The sequence below is a fragment of the Streptomyces sannanensis genome (genome assembly GCF_039536205.1).
Lineage (GTDB): Bacteria > Actinomycetota > Actinomycetes > Streptomycetales > Streptomycetaceae > Streptomyces > Streptomyces sannanensis.
In genome coordinates, this window is the sequence record NZ_BAAAYL010000001.1 from 4,253,020 (window position 1) to 4,274,066 (window position 21,047).

A 21,047-nucleotide genomic window follows, 5' to 3' on the forward strand; every position below is an offset into this window, starting at 1 on the left:
GCGGCTCCGTCAGTCGGCCTCGGCGGCAGCGCTTACCGACGCGTCGCGCAGCTTGCAGTACGTCTCTGCGGGGTTGGCCCGGTAGCGCCAGGGCAGGGCCCCGATGTGGCCGTCCACCAGGCGGAACTGTTCCACGGCGGCCTGGTCCCGGCCCTGCAGGCAGAGGTAGTAGGCCAGCAGGTGGCGGACCTCGGACAGGCGCGGGTGGTCCGGGTCGGCGGCGGCCGCGTCGGCGAGTGCCGCGTCGACCAGGGCATGCATCTCGGGGGTCCGGTCCGCCTCGGTCGAGCCCGAGTCGTCGTGCTCGAAGTGGGCGATGAGCGGGAATGCCTTCATCAGGCTGCCGAGCGGCGCCCGGTCGGCAGCCCGGGCGGCGAACTCCCGGGCCAGCTTCTCCGAGCCGCGCCACTTGGCGCACCAGTACTGCAGTGCGTAGAAGTGCGCCGCGTAGTGGTGTGGGGCCCGGGCGGTGATCTCGTCCCAGATCCGGTCCATATCGGCGTGCGGGTAGCCGAGTCCCAGGGCGATCTGGATTTCGCTGATGTAGGGGTCGGGGTCCTCCGGTGCCAGGGCGGCCGCGCGGGCGTTCTCCTCGCGCGAGCGGACTAGGGTGCGGTGGAAGCCCTCGAACTGCTCGGACGTCGTGTACTGGGCGCGCCTGCTGCCACGGATCTTCCCGGCCAGGTGCACGGTGCTGCGCGCCCGCAGCAGCGCGGCGGTCGGGTCGTCGGGGAGCGCGGACTCCCAGGCGAGGAGCCAGGTGTCGTCCTCGGCCGCGATGCCCGACAGGCGCTCGGAGTAGGCGGAACGGCGTTCCCAGTCCCGGCCGGCCTCCTCGAAAAGGGCGGCGGCCGGCTTCCAGTCGCCGGCCCGCGCGGCGGCCATGGCGCCCGTGAGCAGGGCAGGCAGGGGGGCCGCGTTCTCGGTGTCCTGCTGGTCGCGCGGCACGAAGCCCAGGGCGGCCGCCTCGTCGGGCAGTTTGTACCTGAGTGACTCCTCGGTGCCCTCGCGCCAGCCCTCGCGGGCCCCTTCGCGGACACCTTCGAGGATGGCCTTCAGGAAGTAGAGCCCGATCGCGAGCACGGCGAGGGCTATGGGGGTCAGGACGACCCAGAGCAGGATGGTCAAGGGGATGTTCCAGTCAGCCGGTCAGGAGGTTCGGGAGGAAGCGAGCAGGGCGCGCAGCGGGGCCGTGTCGGGCACGTCCGCGATCGCCGCGTCGACGGCGCCGTCGAGATCGGCCTCGGTCCCGTCGGCTGCCCGGGGCAGATGGACGGTCGCCGCCTCGGCCCAGGAGAACTCCCAGCGCAGCAGGCCGCGCGAGCCGAGTTTCGCGAGGGCCATGTTGCTCAGCGAGGTGCGCAGTACGGGGCGTACGAATTCCCGGAAGGCCCGTCCGTTCGCGGCGGCCGCCTCGTCGGACAGGGGGAGGCGCTGCGCCAGCTTCCACAGCCGGCCCTCGTCGATGATCTGGAGCAGTGCGGGCAGGGTCGGCGTGTCCTGGGTGTACATGGCCAGCGCCCGGTGCAGAGGGGAGTCGAGGCCGGCGAGCCGGCTGCCCATGGAGCCGTCGAGCAGTTCCTGCCAGTCCGCGGTGCGCCGGAGGGCGCGGGCCTCCTCCGTGAGTACGGCCTCCTCCAGCGCGGCCAGGGTGCGCTCCGGGTGGGCGAGGAGGCCGAGTGCGGCGCCCTTGGCCTCGTCGGTGCGGCCGTCGGCGGGCAGGGCCTCGATGCGGCGGACGCGTTCGGCGATGGGCGGGTGCGAGTCGTAGGGGGAGGTGGGCTCGGTGGGGAGTTCGGTGCGCATCTCGGCGAGTTCGAGCGCGCGGGCGGACAGCAGGTGCCCGAAGCCGCCGAAGACCTCGCCGCGGGGCGGGAGCAGCCCGGCGGGGGCGCCGAGGGTGGCATAGGACTGCATGTAGAAGTCGTGCGCGGCGTCCAGTGCCGGGATCTCGCGGAGCGCCGAGGCGGTGGCGTCGCGGCCGGCGATACGGGCGGAGGCCAGGTCGGCGGCGTACTCCTGGCGGCGGGAGCCGGCCAGGGTGGCGCGGAAGTAGAGCTTGGCGTAGCCGGTGTAGAGCCTGGCCATCGTGCGGTAGGTGATGCCCGCGCGGCCGGTGTCGATCTCGCGGGCCTGCTTGCCCTTGGCCGTGGCCTTGGCGGCCTTCTTCTCCTGCCGGTCGCGTTCCCGGCCGGCCGTCTTGGCGGCACGCTCCTCGAAGTGGCGGATGGTGCGCAGGACCTGGGCGCGGCCGCGCACGGTGATCGCGGCGAGCCGGGTGTCGGAGTTCGAGTAGTGGCCCAGCTCGTGGCAGAGGACGGCCCGGAGCTGGGCCTCGCTCAGCCCCTGCATCAGCGGTACGCCGAGGTAGAGGCGGCGCTTGCCGGGGAGGAGGCCCAGGAAACGGGCGTTCTCGGTCACCGCCGCGTTGACGTCCCCGGTGAGGACGATTTCGGCGGGTGCACGGGTGCCGACCTGCTCGGCGAGTTCCCGGACGGTGTGCCACAACCGCGGCTCGTCGGCCTCGGTGACGTGCAGGCCGTGCATGCCCTCGTCGCGCGGTGTGCGCAGCATGAACATGCCCCGCACCACCGGTATCGCGAGCAGTACGGAGACGATGTACAGCTTCGCGGCGAGGCTTGACGGGGCGTCGAACGCGTACAGCGCGTAGTCGATGCCGGCGAGTGCCGCGAGCAGGAGGACGCCGAGCAGATAGAAGCCGGCGAGCAGGACGAGGGCGCGTATCGCGCGCAGGGTTGCGCCCATCGGGCAGATTCCCCCCAGGGAAAGGGACATGACGAAGTGATGCGGGGGGAGCATAGCCGCGTGTCCGCGGCGCGGACCGGGCAGCCCTTGGCGCACAGCCCTTGGCGCACAGCCCTCGGTGCGCGGGCATCGGCCCCCGATCCACAGGCATCGGCCCCCGGCGCGCACCCCTCACCGCAGCAGCGTCGCCGGGCTCCCGCCGTTCGCCTCGTAGCCCGCCACCGCCAGCGCCCGGTACACCGCGTACATCGCCGCCGGGTCCTCGCCCAGCGTCCACGGCAGTGCGCCGACGTGGCCGTCGACATGGCGCAGCTGCTGCATGGCCTCGGCCCAGCGCTCGGCGCGGATCAGGAAGAAGACCAGCAGATGGCGGACGTGGGGGAGCACCGGGTCGTCGCGGCGGGCGTGCTGGACGGCGTGCAGGGCGCCCTCGATGGCCGTACGGACCACCGCGCTCTCGTAGAAGCCCTGCACCAGGTTGACCTCGGGCAAGTGCTCGTGGACGGCGAACAGCGGCAGGGCGGCGAGCAGCGAGCCCTCGGGCGCGCGGGCCGCGGCCGAGGTCGCGAAGGCGTTGGCGAGTTCGCGCGAGCCGTGCCACTTCTCGCACCAGTAGTGCAGGGCGGCGAGATGGGCGCCCATGTGTGCGGGGGCGCGCTCCACGACCTTGGCCCACAGGGCCTCGAACTCCTCGCGGGAGTACCCGAGTCCGCGGGCGACGGCGAGTTCGGAGAGGTACGGGACGGGGTCACCGGGGGCGAGCAGCGCGGCCTCGCCGCACAGGGCACGCGCCTCCTCCAGGATGATGCGGTGGTCGTCGGAGCCGACCCCGCCGGAGGAGCGCCACGCCTGCTGGACGAGGAACTCCGCGTGCACCTGTGCCCCGCCCGCGTCCTTCGGTGCCTCGGCCCGCCAGAGGCGCAGCCAGGCGCCACCGGTGCCGGGTTGCTGCGCCAGCTCCAGCGAGGCGGCGCCCGCGAAGGCCTGCACCCGCTGCCAGCGGACCTCGCCCTCCTTCTCGGTGCCGGCGAGCAGCTGGGAGGCGGCCCGCCAGTCCTGCGTGCGCTGCACCAGTTCCAGGACGTCCATCAGGTCCTGGTCGGGGCCGGGCAGCCGTACGTCGAGCAGTTCCTGGCGTACGAATCCGTACGCGGCCGGGTCCGCGGCGTCCGCGGAGCCGGGCGCGGCCAGGGTGATGCCGCGCCGCCTGCGCAGTACCCAGGGGCCGACGACGGCGGCCAGCATGCACATGGCCATCAGGAACCAGAGAATCTCCATGCCCCCCAGCGAAGCAGACGCCGGGGCGTTCTGACGAACTACGCTCGGGTCCCATGAGCCACGAGCACAGCTTCGAGACCCTCGCGATTCACGCGGGGAACACGGCGGACCCCCTGACCGGTGCGGTGGTGCCGCCTATCTATCAGGTGTCGACCTACAAGCAGGACGGCGTCGGCGGTCTGCGCGGCGGTTACGAGTACAGCCGCAGCGCCAACCCGACCCGCACCGCGCTGGAGGAGAACCTCGCGGCGCTGGAGGGCGGCAGCCGCGGCCTGGCCTTCGCCTCCGGCCTGGCGGCGGAGGACTGCCTGCTGCGTACGCTCCTCGTGCCCGGCGACCATGTGGTCATCCCCAACGACGCGTACGGCGGCACCTTCCGGTTGTTCGCCAAGGTCGTGTCCCGGTGGGGCGTGGAGTGGTCGGTCGCCGACACCTCCGACCCGGCCTCGGTACGGGGCGCGCTGACCCCGAAGACCAAGGTCGTCTGGGTCGAGACCCCGTCCAATCCGCTGCTCGGCATCACCGACATCGCCGCCGTCGCGGAGATCGCCCGCGAGGCGGGGGCGAAGCTGGTCGTCGACAACACCTTCGCCAGCCCCTACCTCCAGCAGCCGCTGTCGCTGGGCGCGGACGTCGTCGTCCACTCGCTGACGAAGTACATGGGCGGCCACTCGGACGTCGTCGGCGGCGCGCTGATCACCAACGACGCCGCGCTGGGCGAGGAACTCGCCTACCACCAGAACGCGATGGGCGCGGTGGCCGGCCCCTTCGATTCCTGGATCGTGCTGCGCGGCATCAAGACGCTGGCCGTCCGCATGGACCGGCACAGCGAGAACGCCGCCCGGGTCGCCAAGATGCTCACCGAGCACCCCAAGGTGACCCGCGTCCTCTACCCGGGCCTGCCGGACCACCCCGGTCACGAGATCGCCGCCAAGCAGATGAAGAACTTCGGTGGCATGGTGTCCTTCCAGGTCGAGGGCGGCGAGGAGGCGGCGGTCGAGGTCTGTAACCGCGCCAAGCTGTTCACGCTCGGCGAGTCGCTGGGCGGCGTCGAGTCCCTGATCGAGCACCCGGGCCGGATGACGCACGCCTCCGTGGCGGGCTCGGCCCTGGAGGTCCCGGCGGACCTGGTGCGCCTCTCGGTCGGCATCGAGTCGGCGGACGACCTGCTGGCGGACCTGAAGCAGGCGCTGGGCTGAGCCGGCGCCGGGGGCCGCGCCCCGGCGCCCACTGGGGCTTCGCCCCCTAGAAGACTGCTGAAAATCTTGTGCGTGGGGCTGTCCGGTGGTGGGCCGGGCGGCCCCTTGCCTTATGCGTGCGCTGTCGTGAGCGTCCAGGTGCCGGTGGTGCGGGTGAGTCCGAGGTTAATCAGGCGGCGAAGGTTGAGGGCGGCGGCGCGGTGGTGGAGCCAGGTGTCGTTCTTGATGACGCCCCGGTAGGGGACGCGGCGGCTGCCCTTGGCGACGAGCCAGGCGATGGCGCGCTCCACCGGTGGTCGCCAGCGGCGGTACTCGGCCTGCCAGTCGGGGTCGGTGGCGGCCTGGTCACGGGCGGCCTTGAGCAGGTCGTACTTGGCGTGGACGGTGAAGACCCGGCCGGTTTTGGAGCGGGTGCAGCGGTCCTTGAGCGGGCAGTCGGCGCACAGCTTCTTGAACTGGGCCTGCCGGGAGCCGTTCGCCAGCGGTCGGCCGAGCGCGGCGGTGTGTCCGGCGGGGCAGGTGACCTCGCCCTTCTCGGTGTCGACGGTGAACTCGTCGGCGGTGAAGCCGCTGGGGACGGCCGGTTTCAGCGGCGGTGGCTTGAGGACCGGGTCGTGGCCCTGGGCCTGGAGGTGTTCGCGCAGGTCGCCGGTGCCGTAGGCGGCATCGCCCAGGACGGTGAGCGGTGCTTCCTCGTCGGCGAGGAGGTCGCGGGCGATGGCGGCCTCGTGGTTGTCGGCCCCGCTGCCGGCGGTCAGGGCGACCTCGGTGAACAGCCCGGCCTCGGGTTCGAAGGCCACGTGGGCGCGGAAGCCCTCCTGGTGGCGGGTGCGGTTCTTGTGAATGTGCCGCGCCTCGGGGTCGACGGTGGAGACCGTGCGGTCGCGGGCGGTCCCGCGGGTGATGCGCCAGCGCCCGTCGCGGCCGTCGGATTCCTCGGCCGGCTCCACGTCCTGGCCCGCGACCAGGGCCAGCAGCCCGACGGCGTTCGCCGCGGCCTCGCCCAACTGCTGCTCGGGCAGGCGGCCGAGCAGGTTCAGCGCGTCGGTGACCAGGGCGTCGACTAGTGCCTCACGGGCGGCCTGGTCGTTCCAGGCGATGCGGGGCTTGCCCGGGTCGGCGTAGTCGTGCGCGGTGCACCACGCCGCAGCAACCTGCTCGGCATCGGGGACCTCGCGGATGACCCGGCGGATCGCGGCGATGAGCTGGGTGACGGTGTCCTGGGTGGCGACCGCGTCGTCCAGCACGGTGGAGTCCAGCGCCCGCCGCTGCCGGCCCTTGAGGACACCGGTGGCCGTGACGACCTCCCTGACCTTGGCGAACAGCCGGTTCGGGTCACCCGAGCGCTGCAGTCGGCGGCGGAAGTACGTCAGCAGCGACGGGTCGAACGCGGTGTCATACAACCCCAGCCCGCACGCCGCCTTCCACCGCAGGTCACAGCGCAGTTCCTGCACCGTCTCGAAGTCCGAGAGCCCGTGCAGGCTCTGCAGCACCACCGTCGCGGCCAGCACCTGCGGCGGCATCGACGGCCGCCCGTTCGTCGAGGGGTACATGTCCGCGAACATCGACCCGGGGAACAGCACTTCGCGATGCTCGGCCAGGAACGCGAACACACTCCCGGCCGGGATCAGCTCCCGACAGGTCTCCCACGCATCCGGCCCGACCGTCTCCCCAGCCCATTCCCCCTGCACACACAGCAGTCTGGCCCCACACCAGTGCGCGCGAGGCCAGAACCGAGATTTTCAGTGATCTTCTAGGGCGTGTTTCGAAAGTCCCGCCTGGTCGGGAACGCCCGGCACGCACGCTCGCCGCGTTGTCGGTCGTCGGCGCAGCCCGCTGCGCTCTCCTCCCTCCGCCTTGCGATCGCACGCACCAGACGCCCCCGACCCCGCCCTCCGGGCGGACGACGCTACTTTCGAAACACGCCCTAGAAGACTCATGAAGATCTTGGGTTCTGGCCCCGCCGCGTGAGCGGCGGGGCCAGACTCTTTCTCGTGGTGATGGGGGAATGGGCCGGGGAGACGGTCGGGCCGGATGTGTGGGAGACCTGCCGGGAGTTGATCCCGGCAGGCAGTGTGTTCGCGTTCCTGGCCGAGCATCGCGGCGCGCTGTTCCCGGCGGAGACGTTCGAGGACATGTACCCGTCGGCGAACGGGCGGCCGAGCATGCCGCCGCAGATCCTGGCCGCGGCGATCACGCTGCAGGCCCTTAACGGGCTGTCGGACTTCGAGACGGTCCAGGAGTTGCGGTGTGACCTGAGGTGGAAGGCCGCGTGCGGGCTGGGCCTGCACGACATGGCGTTCGATCCGTCGCTGCTGGCCTACTTCCGGCGCCGGCTGGCCCGCTCGGTGCGGCCGAACCGTGTCTTCGAGACGGTGCGCGAGGTGGTGAAGGCCACCGGTGTCCTCAAGGGCAAGCACCGGCGGGCGCTGGACTCCACGGTGCTGGACGATGCGGTCGCCACCCAGGACACCGTCACCCAGATCATCGCCGCCGTCCGCGCGGTAATTCGCGAGGTCCCCGGGGCCGCTGAGGTGGCAGCCGTGCAGTGCACCGCGCATGACTACAGCGACCCGGGCAAACCAAGGATCGCCTGGAATGACGAGCAGGCCCGCGCCACGCTTGTTGATGCCCTGGTCAGTGACGCGCTCAGGCTGCTCGGGCATCTGCCCGAGCAGGAGCTGGGCGAGAAGGCCGCGAATGCCGTCGGCATCCTGGCCCTGGTCGCCGGGCAAGACGTCGAACCCGCCGAGGACTCCGACGGCCGCGACGGGCGCTGGCGCATCACCCGTGGCACCGCGCAGGACCGGATGGTCTCCACCGTCGACCCCGAGGCCCGGCACATCCACAAAACCCGCACCCACCAGCAAGACGGCTTCAAGGCCCACCTGGCCATCGAGCCCGAGACCGGGTTATACACCGCCGTCGCCCTGCGGCCCGGCAGTGGCCCAGAGCACCACGAGGCCACCGTCGGCCTGGACCTTCTCGCCGAGGAGGACGGGCCGGTGGACGCCTTCGGCGACACCGCCTACTCCACCGGCGATGCCCGCCAGGCCCTCGAAGACGCAGGGCACCGGCTGTTCCTCAAGCCCGCCCCGCTACGGGCGGCCGTCCCCGGCGGCTTCACCCTGGACGACTTCGCCATCGACACCGCCGCCGCCACGGTGACCTGCCCCGCTGGACACACGGTCCCCCTGTCAGACCCCGGCGGACAGCACCACCAGCGCAAGGCGGCCTTCGGGAAACTGTGCGCCGGATGTCCCCTGCGCGAGCGGTGCACCAAGGCCAAGGCCGGCCGCATCCTGACCATCCGCCCACACCACGACCTGCTCGCAGCCGCCCGCCGCCAGGCCGCTACCGACCCCGACTGGCAAGCCGACTACCGCCGCTGGAGACCACCGGTCGAACGCGCCGTCGCCTGGCTCGTCCACCACGGCAACCGCAAACTCCGCTACCGCGGAACCATCGCCAACGACACCTGGCTCCACACCCGAGCCGCCGCCCTCAACCTCCGCCGACTGATCAACCTCGGACTCACCCGCACCGGCGACACCTGGCACCTCGCCCCGGCCACCGGATGACCAGAAGGGCCGCCCGGCCTCCGGCCGGACAGCCCCTCAACAAGATCTTCATGAGTCTTCTAGTACCCAGTGCTGTGACCGGCAACGTTTGCCCGTCAAGGAGCGGCGTCCGGTGCGTGCGATCGCAAGGCGGCCGAAGACCCTCGTAGCAGCGCTCCTGGGGTTTTCGGCCAACGCGGCGAGCGTGCGTGCCTGGGGGCACCCCTGGGGTCACCCCTGGGGGAGGTAGCTGGGGGAGCGTCGCGACGGGGCAAACGTTGCCGGGAGGGGCATTAGTGCTGTGACCGGGCCGAAGTGGCCACTCTGCCGCTCTCCGTACGGCGGGCCTGGGGGAGTCCGTTCTCGAACTCCCCCAGCTGCCTTCCTCAGACGCCGCTGTGGGTGTCCCCGGAGGTGTCCTCTGGGCGGGGTCGGATCACCTGGCGTCGCGAAGCCGACGCCCCGGGGTACGAGGGCAACCCCCGGGCAGGGCTGGGGCGAAGCCCCGGTTTCGGGAAGGGGCGGGGGAACAAGCCCGGAGCAAGCCGCCGCAGGCGGACGCCGCGTCCGGGCGCGGCTACTCGCTCACGCGGACCAGCGCGAGCGTGATGTTGTCCGGGCCTCCCGCGTCCATCGCCGCCTTCCACAGTTCGAAGGCGGCCTTGCCGTCGTCGTGGACGCGCAGCACCTCGCCGATCTCGTCGTCGGTCACCGGGTCGGTCAGGCCGTCGCTGCACACCAGGTAGCGGCTCTCCGGGGCCAGCGGGGCGCTGGTGACATGGGGGTGGACGGCGGTGAACTCCACCGTGCCGCCGATGGTCTGGGTGACCAGGGAGGTCGTGCGGTGGCCGGGGGCCGGCGGCGGGCTGTCGTCCACGCTGGTCTGGCGCAGTCCGTCCCGTGTGGCGTCGAACACCCGGCTGTCGCCGACATTGAAGGTGAGCACCGCACGCGGAAGCATCACGACGCCTGCGACGGTCGTTCCCATCATGATCAGGTCGGGGTCGTCGTCGGCGGATGCGTACATCGCCTCGTTGCAGGCCGTCAGGGCGTCCCGCACGGCCTCCTCGCTGTCCAGGAGCGGGCCGATACGGGCGAGCCGGCGTACGACGAGCGCGCTGGCCACATCACCGCTCGGATGGCCGCCGAGACCGTCGGCGACCGCGACGACGAGCGGGGTGCCGAGCGGGAACAGCAGCGTCTGCGGGCTCTCGGTCTCGGTGCTGCACAGCGTCCACGGCCCGATGACCAGGCTGTCCTCGTTGTGGCTGCGGATCAGTCCGTTGTGGCTGAGGGCGCTCACGGCGACGTACGGCATGGGACGTCATCGCCTTCCGGGTCAGATCGTTCCGGTTCCGGTCTCCCCTTCTTTCATTCTCGCGCCGGTTCACAGCCCTTCCACCGGGGGCGCGATGTCGGACGGCGGCGACTGCCAGGGCTGTTCGACTGCCACCCACACCACCAGGGCGAGGGCCAGCGCGGCCAGCAGCAGCCACCCGAGGACGCGCAGGTTCCGGCGGCGGCGCTGCAGCCGGGTGCCGCGTTCGACGGCCCGGACCGGCAGTCCGGCGGGGACCGCCGGGTGGGGTGAGGCGTCCAGCAGCCGCCTGACCCGGTCCTCCTTCTCCTTGCGGCTGGTCATGAGGCGTACATCGTGCTGATCGCCCGGGTGCAGATCGTCTGGACTCGCCCCACGGGGATGCCGACGAGCGCGGCGGTCTGCTCCTCGGCGATGCCCTCGTAGAGGCGCAGCACCAGGATCAGCCGTTCCCCCGGGGTGAGCGGTTCCAACAATCCGCCCTGCCGGCGGCGATGCCGCCACCCGGCCCGGGCGAAGAGGCCGACGAGCTCCTCGCGGGCACGGTTGTACGGGTCCTCGCCGCGCAGCCGGTCCCATTCCGCGTAGGTACGGGCCAGCGCGGCCGTCAGCAGCCGCTCCGCATGAGGGCAGTGCCCGGCCGGCTCCCCGGTGAGCAGGGAGGCGGTGTGCATCAGCCGCCCCGCCACGCCCGCGGCGAAGGCCTCGAACTCCCGGGCACGGCGGCGCTGCCGGTATGCCTGCCGCTCTCCCACCACGTCCCCCGTCCCCGGTCCGCCGCTCTCGCGCGCCGTGCTCTCGCAGTCGCCGTGCTCGCAGGTTGCCGTGCCTCATATGAAGCAGCGGTGGGGGTGCGGGTCAAGAGGCCGTCGGGAGGTCGTCAGGAGGCCGGGGGCTCCTGACGACCGGCGGACGCCTGCCGGGCGGAGAGCGCGGAGTTGAAGCGGGTCAGCAGGGTGCAGAAGGACTCGCGCTCGTCCTCGCTCCAGTCCTGCGTCACCTGGCGCATGAGTTCGCGCCGGGACGATCGGACCTCCTCCAGGCGTGCCCGGCCGCGCGGCGAGAGCTGGAGCACGACGGCCCGGCCGTCCTCGGGATGCGAGGTGCGCTTGACGAGGCCGGTGTCGACGAGCGGTGCGACCTGCCGGGTCACGGTCGAGGAGTCGATCCCCATGCCCGCGGCGAGCGCCTTGACGCCCATGGGGCCTTCCTGGTCGAGCCTGTTGAGCAGCAGGTACGCCGCCCGGTCCATGGAGTTGCGGACCTGGCCGACGCCGCCGAGGCGGGTCTGCTCCGCGCGGCGGGCGAAGACGGCGACCTGGTGCTGGAGGGCATCGAGGAGGCCGGGATTCAGCTCGGAACTCGTGTCCGAAGTCATGTCCTGGGTCATGGGCATGGCCGGGGGCTCTCTCGTGCGGTGGGCTTGTTGGTGGGGGACAGAGTACGCGGCCGGAACCTGGTACGTACCGGCCCTGCGGAAACCTGTGGACAACGGGGAGCCGGGGGGCGGTTCCGGCGCGGCCGGCACACCGGTGAGCTGCAAGACTTGCGTTCATGAGCTTCCGTACGCCTGACCGCTCGCGCACCCTCGTTCTCGACGACATCCGCGGAGCGCAGAAGATGCTCTCCGGTGTGGCCCGGATGACGGCGATGGAAGGCAGCAGGCATCTCTCGCAGCTGGTCGGCGCCCCCGTCCACTTCAAGTGCGAGAACCTGCAGCGCACCGGGTCCTTCAAGCTGCGCGGCGCGTTCGTGCGGATCGCCGGCCTGTCCCCGGAGCAGCGGGCGGCGGGCGTCGTCGCCGCGAGCGCCGGCAATCACGCCCAGGGGGTGGCCCTGGCCTCGGCGCTGCTGGGGGTGCGGTCGACGGTGTACATGCCGGTGGGCGCCCCGCTGCCGAAGGTGGCGGCGACCCGTGAGTACGGGGCCGAGGTGCGGCTGCACGGGCAGGTCGTGGACGAGACCCTCGCCGCGGCACAGGACTACGCCCGCGACACGGGCGCGGTGTTCATCCACCCCTTCGACCACCCGGACATCATCGCGGGCCAGGGCACGGTGGGTCTGGAGATCCTGGAGCAGTGCCCCGAGGTGCGCACGATCGTCGTCGGCATCGGCGGCGGCGGGCTGGCGGCCGGTATCGCGCTGGCGGTGAAGTCGGTGCGCCCGGATGTGCGGATCGTCGGGGTGCAGGCGGCCGCGGCCGCGTCCTATCCGCCCTCGCTGGCGGCCGGACGGCCGGTGACGATCGAGCCGGCGCCGACGATGGCGGACGGTATCAAGGTGGGGCGGCCCGGCGATGTTCCTTTCGAAATCATTGGCGAACTCGTCGACGAGGTGCGTACGGTCTCGGAGGACGCGCTCTCCAGCGCGCTACTGCTGTGCCTGGAGCGGGCCAAGCTCGTCGTCGAGCCGGCCGGGGCCAGCCCTGTGGCGGCGTTGTTGACGAGGCCGGAAGCCTTCTCCGAGGGGCCGGTGGTGGCGGTGCTGTCGGGCGGCAATGTCGACGCGCTGCTGCTGCAGCGGATCCTGCGTCACGGCATGGCCGCGGCGGGACGGTACCTGGGTCTGCGGGTGCGGCTGACGGACCGGCCGGGGGCTCTGGCCTCGCTTCTCGGGGCGTTGTCAGTGGCGGATGCCAATGTGTTGGACGTGAGCCACATCCGGACCGATCCCCGGCTCGGGCTGAGCGAGGTGGAGGTGGAGCTGCACCTGGAGACGAAGGGCCCGGAGCACTGCCGCGAGGTCGCGGCGACGCTGCGGGAGGCGGGCTACACGGTCTTGGACTGATGCCAAGGGCCCGGAGCACTGCCGCGAGGTCGCGGCGACGCTGCGGGAGGCGGGCTGCACGGTCTTGGACTGATGCCAAGGGCCCGGAGCACTGCCGCGAGGTCGCGGCGACGCTGTGGGAGGCGGGCTGCACGGTCTTGGGCTGATGCCACGAGCGGCGTTGTGTGAACGCGATGTATCGCGATACGGTGTGGTCCGCGCCACCGATGTACCGGGCATCCCCTGCCAGGCACATCCACGATCTGCGGAACACGACCCACAATTGGGGGGGTAACCACATGCCAGGCGCCATCTACGCCGAAGGCCTGGTGAAGACCTTCGGAGACGTCAGGGCTCTGGACGGTGTCGATCTCGATGTGCCCGAAGGCACTGTTCTCGGCCTGCTCGGCCCCAACGGTGCGGGCAAGACCACCACCGTCAAGGTGCTGACCACGCTGCTGCGGCCCGATCAGGGCCGCGCCGTCGTCGCCGGCATCGACGTCCTCAAGCATCCCAACGAGGTGCGCCGCTCCATCGGCCTGTCGGGGCAGTTCGCGGCCGTCGACGAGTACCTCACCGGCCGCGAGAACCTCGAGATGGTCGGCCGTCTCTACCAGCTCTCCGCCCGGGACGCGAAGAACCGCGCCGGGGAGCTGCTGGAGCGGTTCAACCTCGCCGAAGCGGCCGACCGCACCGCCAAGACGTACTCCGGCGGTATGCGCCGCAGGCTCGACCTCGCGGCGGCCCTGGTGGTCTCGCCGCCCGTGATGTTCATGGACGAGCCCACCACCGGCCTCGACCCGCGCAACCGCCAGGCCCTGTGGGACGTCATCCAGGAGCTCGTCGCGGGCGGCACCACCCTGCTGCTCACCACGCAGTACCTGGAAGAGGCCGACCATCTGGCGCACGACATATGCGTCGTCGACCACGGCAAGGTCATCGCCCGCGGCACCTCCGACGAACTCAAGGCCAGGACCGGAGGGGAACGCGTCGAGGTCGTCGTCCATCAGCGCGAGCAGATATCCCCCGCCCGGGAGATCCTGAGCGGCTTCGGCAGGGGCGCCGAGGTCGCCGTCGACGAGCACACCCGCAAGCTGACCGTCCCGGTCACCGGCGGGGCCAAGCTGCTCGCCGAGGTGATCCGCGACCTGGACGCGCGAGGGGTCGAGATCGACGATGTCGGCCTGCGCCGCCCGACCCTCGACGACGTGTTCATCTCGCTCACCGGTCGCCACGCCGAGAACGGGAGTACGAACGACGACAACGAGGAGGCAGCCAAGTGACCGCCGTGACCGACGCCGTGAAGACCGGGGCGGGGACCCTCGCCCCCAGGCCGCGCGGCGGATTCGCCCAGGGAATCAGCGACTCGCTGATCGTCGCCAAGCGGAACCTGATCCGGATGAGCCGGATCCCGGAGATGATCATCTTCGGGCTGATCCAGCCGATCATGTTCGTGGTGCTGTTCAGCTATGTCTTCGGCGGCTCCATGAACGTCGGCGGCTCCACCGACGCGGATGTCTACCGTGAGTTCCTGATGGCCGGCATCTTCGCCCAGACCGTCACCTTCGCCACGGCCGGTGCCGGGGCCGGTATCGCCGACGACATGCACAAGGGCCTGATCGACCGGTTCCGCTCGCTGCCCATGGCCCGCGGCGCGGTGCTCACCGGCCGTACCCTGGCCGACCTGGTGCAGACCGCGCTGACCATCGTCGTTCTCGCCGTCGTCGCCCTGCTGGTCGGCTGGCGCGTCCACGAGGGCGTGCTCAAGGCGCTGGGCGCCTTCGCGCTGCTGCTGCTCCTCGGATACGCCTTCTCGTGGATCGGCGCGCTGATCGGTCTCTCGGTGCGCACCCCGGAGGCGGCCACCTCCGGCGGCCTGATCTGGCTCTTCCCGGTCACGTTCGTCTCGAACGCGTTCGTGGACTCCGGCCAGATGACGCCCTGGCTGCGGCACGTCGCCGAGTGGAACCCGTTCAGCGCCACCGTGCAGGCGTCCCGCGAGCTGTTCGGCAACCCCGGGGTCTCGCCCTCGGACGCCTGGCCCATGCAACACCCGGTGATCGCCTCGGTGATCTGGTCCGTACTGATCATCGCGGTCTTCCGGACGCTCGCCGTCCGCAAGTACCGGTCCGCGACCGCCTGAGGCTCGCGCAGAAGCCCCCGGCCGCCTGAGCGGCCGGGGGCTTCTGCGCTGTCTGCGCGGGCTCAGCCCTGGTAGGGCTTGGCCTCCAGGATCCGCACCGAGGCCTTCTTGCCGTTCGGCAGCTCGTACTCGGCGTCCATGCCCACCTTCTTGCCGTTCACCCCGGAGCCCAGCGGGGACTGCGGCGAGTAGGTCTCGATGGTCTCGCTGGCGTACTCGCGGGAGGCCAGCAGGAAGGTCAGGGTGTCGGTCTCGTCGCCGTCGAAGGCGATCGTCACGACCATGCCGGGCGCCACCACACCGGTGTCCGCCGGGGCCTCGCCGACCTTCGCCTTCTCCAGGAGCTGGGTCAGCTGGCGCACGCGGAGCTCCTGCTTGCCCTGCTCCTCCTTGGCCGCGTGATACCCGCCGTTCTCGCGCAGGTCGCCCTCTTCGCGGGCCGCCTCGATCTTCTTCGCGATCTCGACACGCGCGGGACCAGACAGGTAGTCCAGCTCGGCCTTGAGCTGGTCGTACGCCTCCTGGGTCAGCCAGGTGACGTTGTCGCTGGTCTGCGTCACAGGTGCTCCTCGTCGGTACTGGGAATACAAAGCATCGCCCTACCCAAGAAGAATGTTCCTCCAGGGGAGGGCGAAACCACGAGCCTAACAATTCAGCGCGAAAAGGGGGAGGACCAAAACGGCACGGAGTGCGTCTGTGCAGGTCAGCGGCTTGACGCGGGATCCGTCGTACAGCCGGTGAGCTCCGCGTTGGTCGCCCGGGCCGTCGTACGAACCGTGACGATCTCGTCGATCCGGTCCGTGGGCTGATCGAACCGGACCTCCAGGCGGCCCACCACGGCGCCGTCCTCGGAACGGGAGCGCAGCATGCAGTAGCCGGACGCGTCCTGATCCTTGCGCACCTCCAGGTGCACCTCGATCGCGCTGTCCGAGACCACCTTGAACTTGATGATCTCGGCGCTGATGTCCTGGCCCGCCACGTAGGAGTAGCCGTACCAGCCGACCAGGCCGAGCAGACCGGCGCCCAGCACCGCCCCGAGGATCCTCAGCCTGCGGTCCGTGCGCTCGTCCGTCGAGCGGCCGTAACGGTCCGCAGTCATGATCGTTCCCTTCGGCTTGGCGGCACCGGAATTTTCCCCGCCCCGATTCGGTCACTATAGAAGCCGCCCATCGTGCCGAATCATTGAGGATCGAGTCTTGACTGAGCAGCTGCGAATGATGGCCGTTCACGCCCACCCCGACGACGAGTCGAGCAAGGGCGCGGCCACGATGGCCAAGTACGTTTCCGAGGGGGTGGACGTGCTCGTCGTGACCTGCACGGGCGGGGAACGCGGCTCCATCCTCAACCCCAAGCTCCAGGGCGACACGTACATCGAGGAGCACATCCACGAGGTCCGCGCCCGCGAGATGGAAGAGGCGCGCGAGATCCTCGGCGTCAAGCAGGAGTGGCTCGGGTTCGTCGACTCGGGCCTCCCCGAGGGCGACCCGCTGCCCCCGCTCCCCGAGGGCTGCTTCGCCCTCGAGGACGTGGACACGGCCGCCGGCCGGCTGGTCAGGATCATCCGCGAGTTCCGTCCGCACGTCATCACGACGTACGACGAGAACGGCGGGTACCCGCACCCCGACCACATCATGACCCACAAGATCTCGATGGTCGCCTTCGACGCCGCGGGCGACCCCGAGAAGTACCCCGAGGCCGGCGAGCCCTGGCAGCCGTCCAAGCTCTACTACAACCAGGGCTTCAACCGCCCCCGCACGGAGGCCCTCCACCACGCGCTCCTCGAGCGCGGCATGGAATCCCCCTACGGCGAGTGGCTGAAGCGCTGGGACGAGTTCCAGCGGGCCGAGCGCACCCTGACCACGCATGTGCCGTGCGCGGACTTCTTCGAGATCCGCGACAAGGCGCTGATCGCGCACGCGACGCAGATCGACCCCGACGGCGGCTGGTTCCGCGTTCCGCTGGACCTCCAGAAGGAGGTCTGGCCGACCGAGGAGTACGAGCTCGCCAAGACGCTCGTCGACACCTCCCTCCCCGAGAGCGACCTCTTCGCGGGCATCCGGGACAATGCCTGATATGAGCGCTTCCCTGGCACACTTCGTTCCGCTGGCCGCCGAGCTGGACAAGGACAAGGTCACCCCCGGCGTCCTCGGCTTCCTCGTCTTCGCGGCACTCGCCGTCGGCGTGTGGCTCCTGATGAAGTCCATGAACCGGCACATGGGCCGCGTGAACTTCGAGGAGGCGCCGGCCCCGGCGGAGCACACGAAGAGCGCCTCCGGCGCCAAGGCCAAGCCCCAGGAGTAGCCGGCTCCGGCCCGCCGGACGTGGTGTCGCCGTTTCACGTCCGGCGGGCCGGAGCGTCCGGCCGAGGTGTGCCTGTACTGAGCTGTGCCTGTACTGAGCTGTGCCCGCGTCCTGAGCCGTACCCGGACTGCAGCCGTACCCGGACTGCAGCCGCGTCCGCCCTCAGTCGCCGGACGGGCCCGGGTCCACCGGCACCCCCATCACGTCACGGGCACGGCGGGGCGGGATCACGGCCGACGGCCAGGCGTGCCAGCCCGGTGTCCGCGACAGCAGCAGTGCCTCGGCGCTGTCCTCCAGCCCGGGGTCACGCGCCGGGTGGGCGTCCCTCAGCAGCTGGGCCAGTTCCTGCTGCGCGGCCGGCGGGGGCAGCAGCGTGCAGCGCAGGAAGCGAGCCCAGTCCGCGCCCCGGCGGTCTCCGTACGACGCGAACAGCGCCGCCGCCTCGGCGCACAGCTCCGACGCCTGCGCCGGGCGGCCGTTGCCGGCGTCGATCACCGCGAGCTCCAGACAGGTCCAGGCCTCCCCATGGGCCACACCGATACGGCGGAAGTCCGCGCGGGCGTCGACCAGGAGCTGGCGGGCGAAGCCGCTGTTGCGCAGATTGCCGGTGCGGGCCGCGCGCAGGTCGCGGGTGACCCGGCCGCAGTGATGCCGGGCACAGGCCAGCCCGTACACGTCCCGCATCCGGGAGAACATCGCCCGCGCCCGCTCCAGCTCGCGCACCGCCTGCTCCAGGTCCCCGCGTTCCTCCAGGGCCTGCCCCAGGTGGTACCGCGTCCATGCCTCGCCCCGCGCGTCCTCGGCCTCGCGGTGCCGGGACAGCGCCTCGCGCAGCCGGTCGACGGCCGGACCGGGGTCGCCCGCGACCAGCCGGGCCCGGGCCAGCTGGGTCAGCGCCCACGCCGCGCCGCGCTCGTCGTGCGTACGGCCGTACTGGTCCAGCGCCGTACGCAGCTCCGCCTCCGCCAGCGGCACCTCGCCCGTCCGCAGGCGCACCCGGCCCAGCTGCAGATGCGCCCACGCCTCACCGTGCACGGACTCGCTCGCCCTGTGCAGGGCGAGAGCGGTGTCCAGCAGGGTCAGCGCCTCGGCGAGATCGGCCCGGTCCCGCTCCACACCCGCCAGCGCGTGCAGCGACCAGGCCCGGTCACCGGCCAGCTCCTCCGCCGACTGCAGCGCGATCGCCTCGCGCAGCTTCGCTGCCGCCTCCGTCAGATTGCCCTGGTGGTGAAGGGTGATCCCGAGCGAGCACAACGCGAGCGCCGCGCCCGCGTCGTGGTCCGCCTCCTGGTAGAGGGAGACCACGGAGGACAGCGTCGTACGGGCCTTGTCCAGCTCGCCGAGCCGGCGGGCCGCGATCCCCGTGCGCAACTGCACGGACCGTACGAGCAGGCCGTGGTCGACGGCCTGCGTCAGCTCGGTGAGCTCGCCCAGGCGGTAGAGGTCGCCGCGCAGCAGGCAGTGGTCGCACAGGGCGTCCAGCAGCTTCAGCACGGTCTGCTGGTTGACGCCCTCCGCGTGGCGAAGTGTCGCCGTGATGAAACTCGACTCGTCGTCCAGCCAGGTCAGTGCCGCGTCGAGAGAGACGAAACCGTGCGCCCCGAACTGTCCGGCCCGGGTGGACGGTTTGCCGTCGACCATACGGATCACCGAGTCGGCCAGCTCCGCGTAGTCCCGGATCAGCCGCTCCTGCGCGGCGGCGATCTCCGGTGGCTCCTCCTCGTCCAGCAGACGCACGGCGACGAAGGACCGCACGGCCTCGTGCAGCCGGTAGCGGGTGCCCCGCACATGGTCGACGAGACCCGCCCGAGCCAGCTCGGCGAGCTGCCGCTGCGCCTCCTGCTCACCGGACTCCAGCAGCGCCGCGGCCGCGGACGGGCCCAGCGAGGCCCGTCCGGCCAGCGCCAGCCGGCGCAGCAGCCGGCGTTGTCGCTCGTCCAGTTCGCCGTAGCTCAGCCACAGCGCACCGTCGACCGGACCCGACGTCACGCCGTACCTCTCGAGCATGCGGACCAGCGCGTCCGCGGGGCGCCGGTCGAGCATCGGCCCGGCGATCCGCAGCGCCAGCGGCAGCCCGCCGCACAACTCCCGTATCCGCTCGGCCGCTTCCCCCGCCGACGGCAGCAGTTCCGCCGCGCCCGCCGCGTCCAGCGGCTCCACCGGCAGCCGGTGCACCCGGGCCGGGAGGTCGGCGGGCAGATTCAACGGCTCGGGAGCCGTGACCAGCACCAGGCTGTCGGAGCGCTCCGGGATCAGCGCACGGACCTGCTCGGCGTCCGAGGCGTCGTCGAGGACGACCGTGACCGGCAGCCCGGTCAGATGCTGGTGGTACAGCTCGCCGATCCGGCGGACCTGCTGCTCCTGCGAGGTGCGCTCACGGAACAGCAGCCGCTCGCGCGGGGCGCCCAGCCGGTTCAGCAGATGCAGCAGGGCGTCCCGGGTGGACAGCGGTGGATCCTGGTTGCCGGTACCCCGCAGATCGACCACACAGGCGCCCCGGAAGCGGTCCTTCAGCCGGTGCGCGGCCCGTACGGCGAGAGTGGTGCGGCCCGAGCCGGGCGCGCCGTGCAGCACCACGACCGTCGGCCGTGATCCGTCGGCCTCGCTCACCCACTCGGTGATCCTGGCCAGTTCGGCCTGTCGGCCAACGAACGGGCCGGTCGGCTCGGGCAGTTGACCGAAGGACTGCGCGAGCACCCCGCGCCTGCGGGCCTCCGCGCTCCGCTCGGGGCGCGGGGGCGTGGCCTTCACGGCCTCGGCCGACACCCGCTGCTGCTCCAGGAACGGCCGTATGCCCCGCACCTCCAGCGCCGTCAGCCAGGCCAGCCTGAGCTGCTCGGCCGCGCCGTCGCCGCGGTGCGCGGCCGGCCGGTGCACCGCGGTCGCCCCGGCCGCCGCCGCTCCGGCCACCGCGACGGCCGCGCCGGCACCGAGCGCGGTCCCGAGGCTCGTGCCCAGCGCCAGATCCGCGCCCAGCGCCGCGACCGCCCCGGCCGCCGTGACCAGCGCTGCCGTCCCGGCCCGCTCGCCGAGGGACGGCGGCGCGGCTTCCGCCTCCTCCAACGCCCGCACATACGCGGCGTACTCCTCGGCCGCGTTCGCCGCCATGGCATCCAGTGCCGCCCGCCCGCGCGCAAGCAGCGGCCCGGCCTCGGCCCGCCCTCCGGATCGCTGTACCTCGTCCTCCACGGCCCGCGCCAACACCCGCTCGGCCTCGGCCCGATTGCTGTCCCGCATATGCGTTCCCCCTCGCACGAAACAGTTCCCGGACCAGTGTCCGCCGGGACCTCCGAGGGCGCGAGGGAGCGTGCCGCCCCCACCGGCGGACGGCGGCGCGCGTCAGGGCGAGAGCCGGTCCTCCGGCGCGAGCAGCTCCGCGAGGCTCAGCTGCGGGGGCTTCCGGTCGCGGCTCGCGGCGTGGTCCAGGAAACGGTCGTCGAGCGCCAGGTGATACGTCTCGACGTAGTACGCGAGGTCCGAGCCCCGGAACCAGGTCCCGTCGGTTGGTGCGGACAGAGTGCAGGCCGGAAGAGCTGTTGGAGTCGATCGAGGGGCGCGTCGATGCCCGCGGGGACGCGGTGCTCGCCGCCGTGGCCGACCAGGCCGCGGAGCGGGGCGCAGAGGTCACTGTGTTCACCTCTGACGTCGACGACATGACAAAGCCGCTGTCCGGCCGACCCGTGGAGATCGAACAGGTCTGACGGTCTGGGGCAGGA

Annotated in this window: 19 protein-coding genes; 8 read left to right on the forward strand and 11 right to left on the reverse strand. The window is 71.7% G+C overall.

Features of this window, described 5'->3' with window-relative positions; translation table 11 throughout:
• Positions 1–9: 9 nt before the first annotated feature.
• From ABD858_RS20225 to ABD858_RS20235, 3 genes are all read right to left on the reverse strand, one after another.
• On the reverse strand, positions 10–1,128 hold the full coding sequence (locus ABD858_RS20225) for a hypothetical protein (RefSeq protein ID WP_345039557.1): 1,119 nt from the start codon (positions 1,126–1,128) through the stop codon (positions 10–12).
• A gap of 21 nt (positions 1,129–1,149) precedes the next feature.
• Complete coding sequence (locus ABD858_RS20230; protein ID WP_345044722.1) at positions 1,150–2,766, reverse strand: M48 family metalloprotease; 1,617 nt, start codon at positions 2,764–2,766, stop codon at positions 1,150–1,152.
• 171 nt (positions 2,767–2,937) lie between these two features.
• On the reverse strand, positions 2,938–4,044 hold the full coding sequence (locus ABD858_RS20235) for a hypothetical protein (RefSeq protein WP_345039559.1): 1,107 nt from the start codon (positions 4,042–4,044) through the stop codon (positions 2,938–2,940).
• A 53-nt stretch (positions 4,045–4,097) separates the two neighbouring features.
• Here ABD858_RS20235 and ABD858_RS20240 point away from each other — a divergent pair, with 53 nt between their 5' ends.
• On the forward strand, positions 4,098–5,243 hold the full coding sequence (locus ABD858_RS20240; protein ID WP_345039562.1) for a cystathionine gamma-synthase: 1,146 nt from the start codon (positions 4,098–4,100) through the stop codon (positions 5,241–5,243).
• Positions 5,244–5,353: 110 nt separating this feature from the next.
• On the opposite strand, the gene ABD858_RS20245 is transcribed toward ABD858_RS20240, so the two are convergent.
• The gene (locus tag ABD858_RS20245; protein ID WP_345033590.1) at positions 5,354–6,934 is read right to left on the reverse strand and encodes an IS1182 family transposase; all 1,581 of its coding nucleotides are present in this window, start codon (positions 6,932–6,934) and stop codon (positions 5,354–5,356) included.
• Between the two features lie 309 nt (positions 6,935–7,243).
• Between ABD858_RS20245 and ABD858_RS20250 the strand changes: the two genes are divergently transcribed.
• A complete protein-coding gene (locus ABD858_RS20250) occupies positions 7,244–8,824 on the forward strand; it encodes an IS1182 family transposase (RefSeq protein WP_345044323.1) in 1,581 nt (526 codons plus the stop codon).
• A 556-nt stretch (positions 8,825–9,380) separates the two neighbouring features.
• On the opposite strand, the gene ABD858_RS20255 is transcribed toward ABD858_RS20250, so the two are convergent.
• From ABD858_RS20255 to ABD858_RS20270, 4 genes are all read right to left on the reverse strand, one after another.
• Complete coding sequence (locus tag ABD858_RS20255) at positions 9,381–10,121, reverse strand: PP2C family protein-serine/threonine phosphatase (protein ID WP_345039564.1); 741 nt, start codon at positions 10,119–10,121, stop codon at positions 9,381–9,383.
• Positions 10,122–10,190: 69 nt separating this feature from the next.
• Positions 10,191–10,445 (reverse strand): hypothetical protein, encoded by a 255-nt coding sequence (locus ABD858_RS20260; RefSeq protein WP_345039567.1) that lies wholly within the window; start codon positions 10,443–10,445, stop codon positions 10,191–10,193.
• Positions 10,442–10,876, reverse strand: a complete 435-nt coding sequence (locus ABD858_RS20265) for a sigma factor-like helix-turn-helix DNA-binding protein (RefSeq protein ID WP_345044725.1) — start codon at positions 10,874–10,876, stop codon at positions 10,442–10,444. Before ABD858_RS20265 ends, ABD858_RS20260 begins: the two co-directional genes overlap by 4 nt.
• Before the next feature lie 125 nt (positions 10,877–11,001).
• Positions 11,002–11,517 carry a MarR family winged helix-turn-helix transcriptional regulator gene (locus ABD858_RS20270; RefSeq protein WP_345039569.1) on the reverse strand — a complete coding sequence of 172 codons (516 nt, stop codon included), beginning with the start codon at positions 11,515–11,517 and terminating at the stop codon, positions 11,002–11,004.
• A 158-nt stretch (positions 11,518–11,675) separates the two neighbouring features.
• Between ABD858_RS20270 and ilvA the strand changes: the two genes are divergently transcribed.
• The 3 genes from ilvA (at position 11,676) to ABD858_RS20285 (ending at position 15,030) form a co-directional block, all read left to right on the forward strand.
• On the forward strand, positions 11,676–12,908 hold the full coding sequence (ilvA, locus tag ABD858_RS20275; RefSeq protein WP_345039572.1) for a threonine ammonia-lyase: 1,233 nt from the start codon (positions 11,676–11,678) through the stop codon (positions 12,906–12,908).
• Positions 12,909–13,186: 278 nt separating this feature from the next.
• On the forward strand, positions 13,187–14,170 hold the full coding sequence (locus ABD858_RS20280; RefSeq protein ID WP_345039574.1) for an ATP-binding cassette domain-containing protein: 984 nt from the start codon (positions 13,187–13,189) through the stop codon (positions 14,168–14,170).
• Positions 14,167–15,030: an ABC transporter permease gene (locus ABD858_RS20285; protein WP_345039577.1), complete on the forward strand. Its 864-nt coding sequence runs from the start codon at positions 14,167–14,169 to the stop codon at positions 15,028–15,030. The genes ABD858_RS20280 and ABD858_RS20285 overlap by 4 nt, the downstream gene beginning before the upstream one ends.
• A 62-nt stretch (positions 15,031–15,092) precedes the next feature.
• On the opposite strand, the gene greA is transcribed toward ABD858_RS20285, so the two are convergent.
• Entirely contained in the window at positions 15,093–15,590 is a 498-nt protein-coding gene (greA, locus tag ABD858_RS20290; protein WP_345039579.1) for a transcription elongation factor GreA, read from the reverse strand.
• 143 nt (positions 15,591–15,733) lie between these two features.
• Entirely contained in the window at positions 15,734–16,129 is a 396-nt protein-coding gene (locus tag ABD858_RS20295) for a DUF4307 domain-containing protein (RefSeq protein ID WP_345039581.1), read from the reverse strand.
• Between the two features lie 97 nt (positions 16,130–16,226).
• Between ABD858_RS20295 and mca the strand changes: the two genes are divergently transcribed.
• Both mca and ABD858_RS20305 read left to right on the forward strand, forming a co-directional pair.
• The gene (mca, locus tag ABD858_RS20300; protein WP_345039584.1) at positions 16,227–17,102 is read left to right on the forward strand and encodes a mycothiol conjugate amidase Mca; all 876 of its coding nucleotides are present in this window, start codon (positions 16,227–16,229) and stop codon (positions 17,100–17,102) included.
• Positions 17,095–17,331: a hypothetical protein gene (locus ABD858_RS20305; RefSeq protein WP_345039586.1), complete on the forward strand. Its 237-nt coding sequence runs from the start codon at positions 17,095–17,097 to the stop codon at positions 17,329–17,331. The genes mca and ABD858_RS20305 overlap by 8 nt, the downstream gene beginning before the upstream one ends.
• A gap of 162 nt (positions 17,332–17,493) precedes the next feature.
• Here ABD858_RS20305 and ABD858_RS20310 read toward each other — a convergent pair whose 3' ends face one another.
• The gene (locus ABD858_RS20310; RefSeq protein WP_345039588.1) at positions 17,494–20,568 is read right to left on the reverse strand and encodes a tetratricopeptide repeat protein; all 3,075 of its coding nucleotides are present in this window, start codon (positions 20,566–20,568) and stop codon (positions 17,494–17,496) included.
• A 269-nt stretch (positions 20,569–20,837) separates the two neighbouring features.
• Between ABD858_RS20310 and ABD858_RS20315 the strand changes: the two genes are divergently transcribed.
• A complete protein-coding gene (locus tag ABD858_RS20315) occupies positions 20,838–21,032 on the forward strand; it encodes a hypothetical protein (RefSeq protein WP_345039590.1) in 195 nt (64 codons plus the stop codon).
• Positions 21,033–21,047 lie beyond the last annotated feature (15 nt).

Bases quoted from the DNA above. Each gene is read 5' to 3' on its own strand.
- ABD858_RS20255 (WP_345039564.1), bottom strand. From the start codon at position 10,121: ATGCCGTACGTCGCCGTGAGCGCCCTCAGCCACAACGGACTGATCCGC.
- ABD858_RS20280 (WP_345039574.1), top strand. From the start codon at position 13,187: ATGCCAGGCGCCATCTACGCCGAAGGCCTGGTGAAGACCTTCGGAGAC.
- ABD858_RS20260 (WP_345039567.1), bottom strand. From the start codon at position 10,445: ATGACCAGCCGCAAGGAGAAGGAGGACCGGGTCAGGCGGCTGCTGGAC.
- ABD858_RS20250 (WP_345044323.1), top strand. From the start codon at position 7,244: ATGGGGGAATGGGCCGGGGAGACGGTCGGGCCGGATGTGTGGGAGACC.
- ilvA (WP_345039572.1), top strand. From the start codon at position 11,676: ATGAGCTTCCGTACGCCTGACCGCTCGCGCACCCTCGTTCTCGACGAC.
- ABD858_RS20305 (WP_345039586.1), top strand. From the start codon at position 17,095: ATGCCTGATATGAGCGCTTCCCTGGCACACTTCGTTCCGCTGGCCGCC.
- ABD858_RS20310 (WP_345039588.1), bottom strand. From the start codon at position 20,568: ATGCGGGACAGCAATCGGGCCGAGGCCGAGCGGGTGTTGGCGCGGGCC.
- ABD858_RS20240 (WP_345039562.1), top strand. From the start codon at position 4,098: ATGAGCCACGAGCACAGCTTCGAGACCCTCGCGATTCACGCGGGGAAC.
- ABD858_RS20230 (WP_345044722.1), bottom strand. From the start codon at position 2,766: ATGGGCGCAACCCTGCGCGCGATACGCGCCCTCGTCCTGCTCGCCGGC.
- ABD858_RS20270 (WP_345039569.1), bottom strand. From the start codon at position 11,517: ATGCCCATGACCCAGGACATGACTTCGGACACGAGTTCCGAGCTGAAT.
- ABD858_RS20295 (WP_345039581.1), bottom strand. From the start codon at position 16,129: ATGACTGCGGACCGTTACGGCCGCTCGACGGACGAGCGCACGGACCGC.
- ABD858_RS20235 (WP_345039559.1), bottom strand. From the start codon at position 4,044: ATGGAGATTCTCTGGTTCCTGATGGCCATGTGCATGCTGGCCGCCGTC.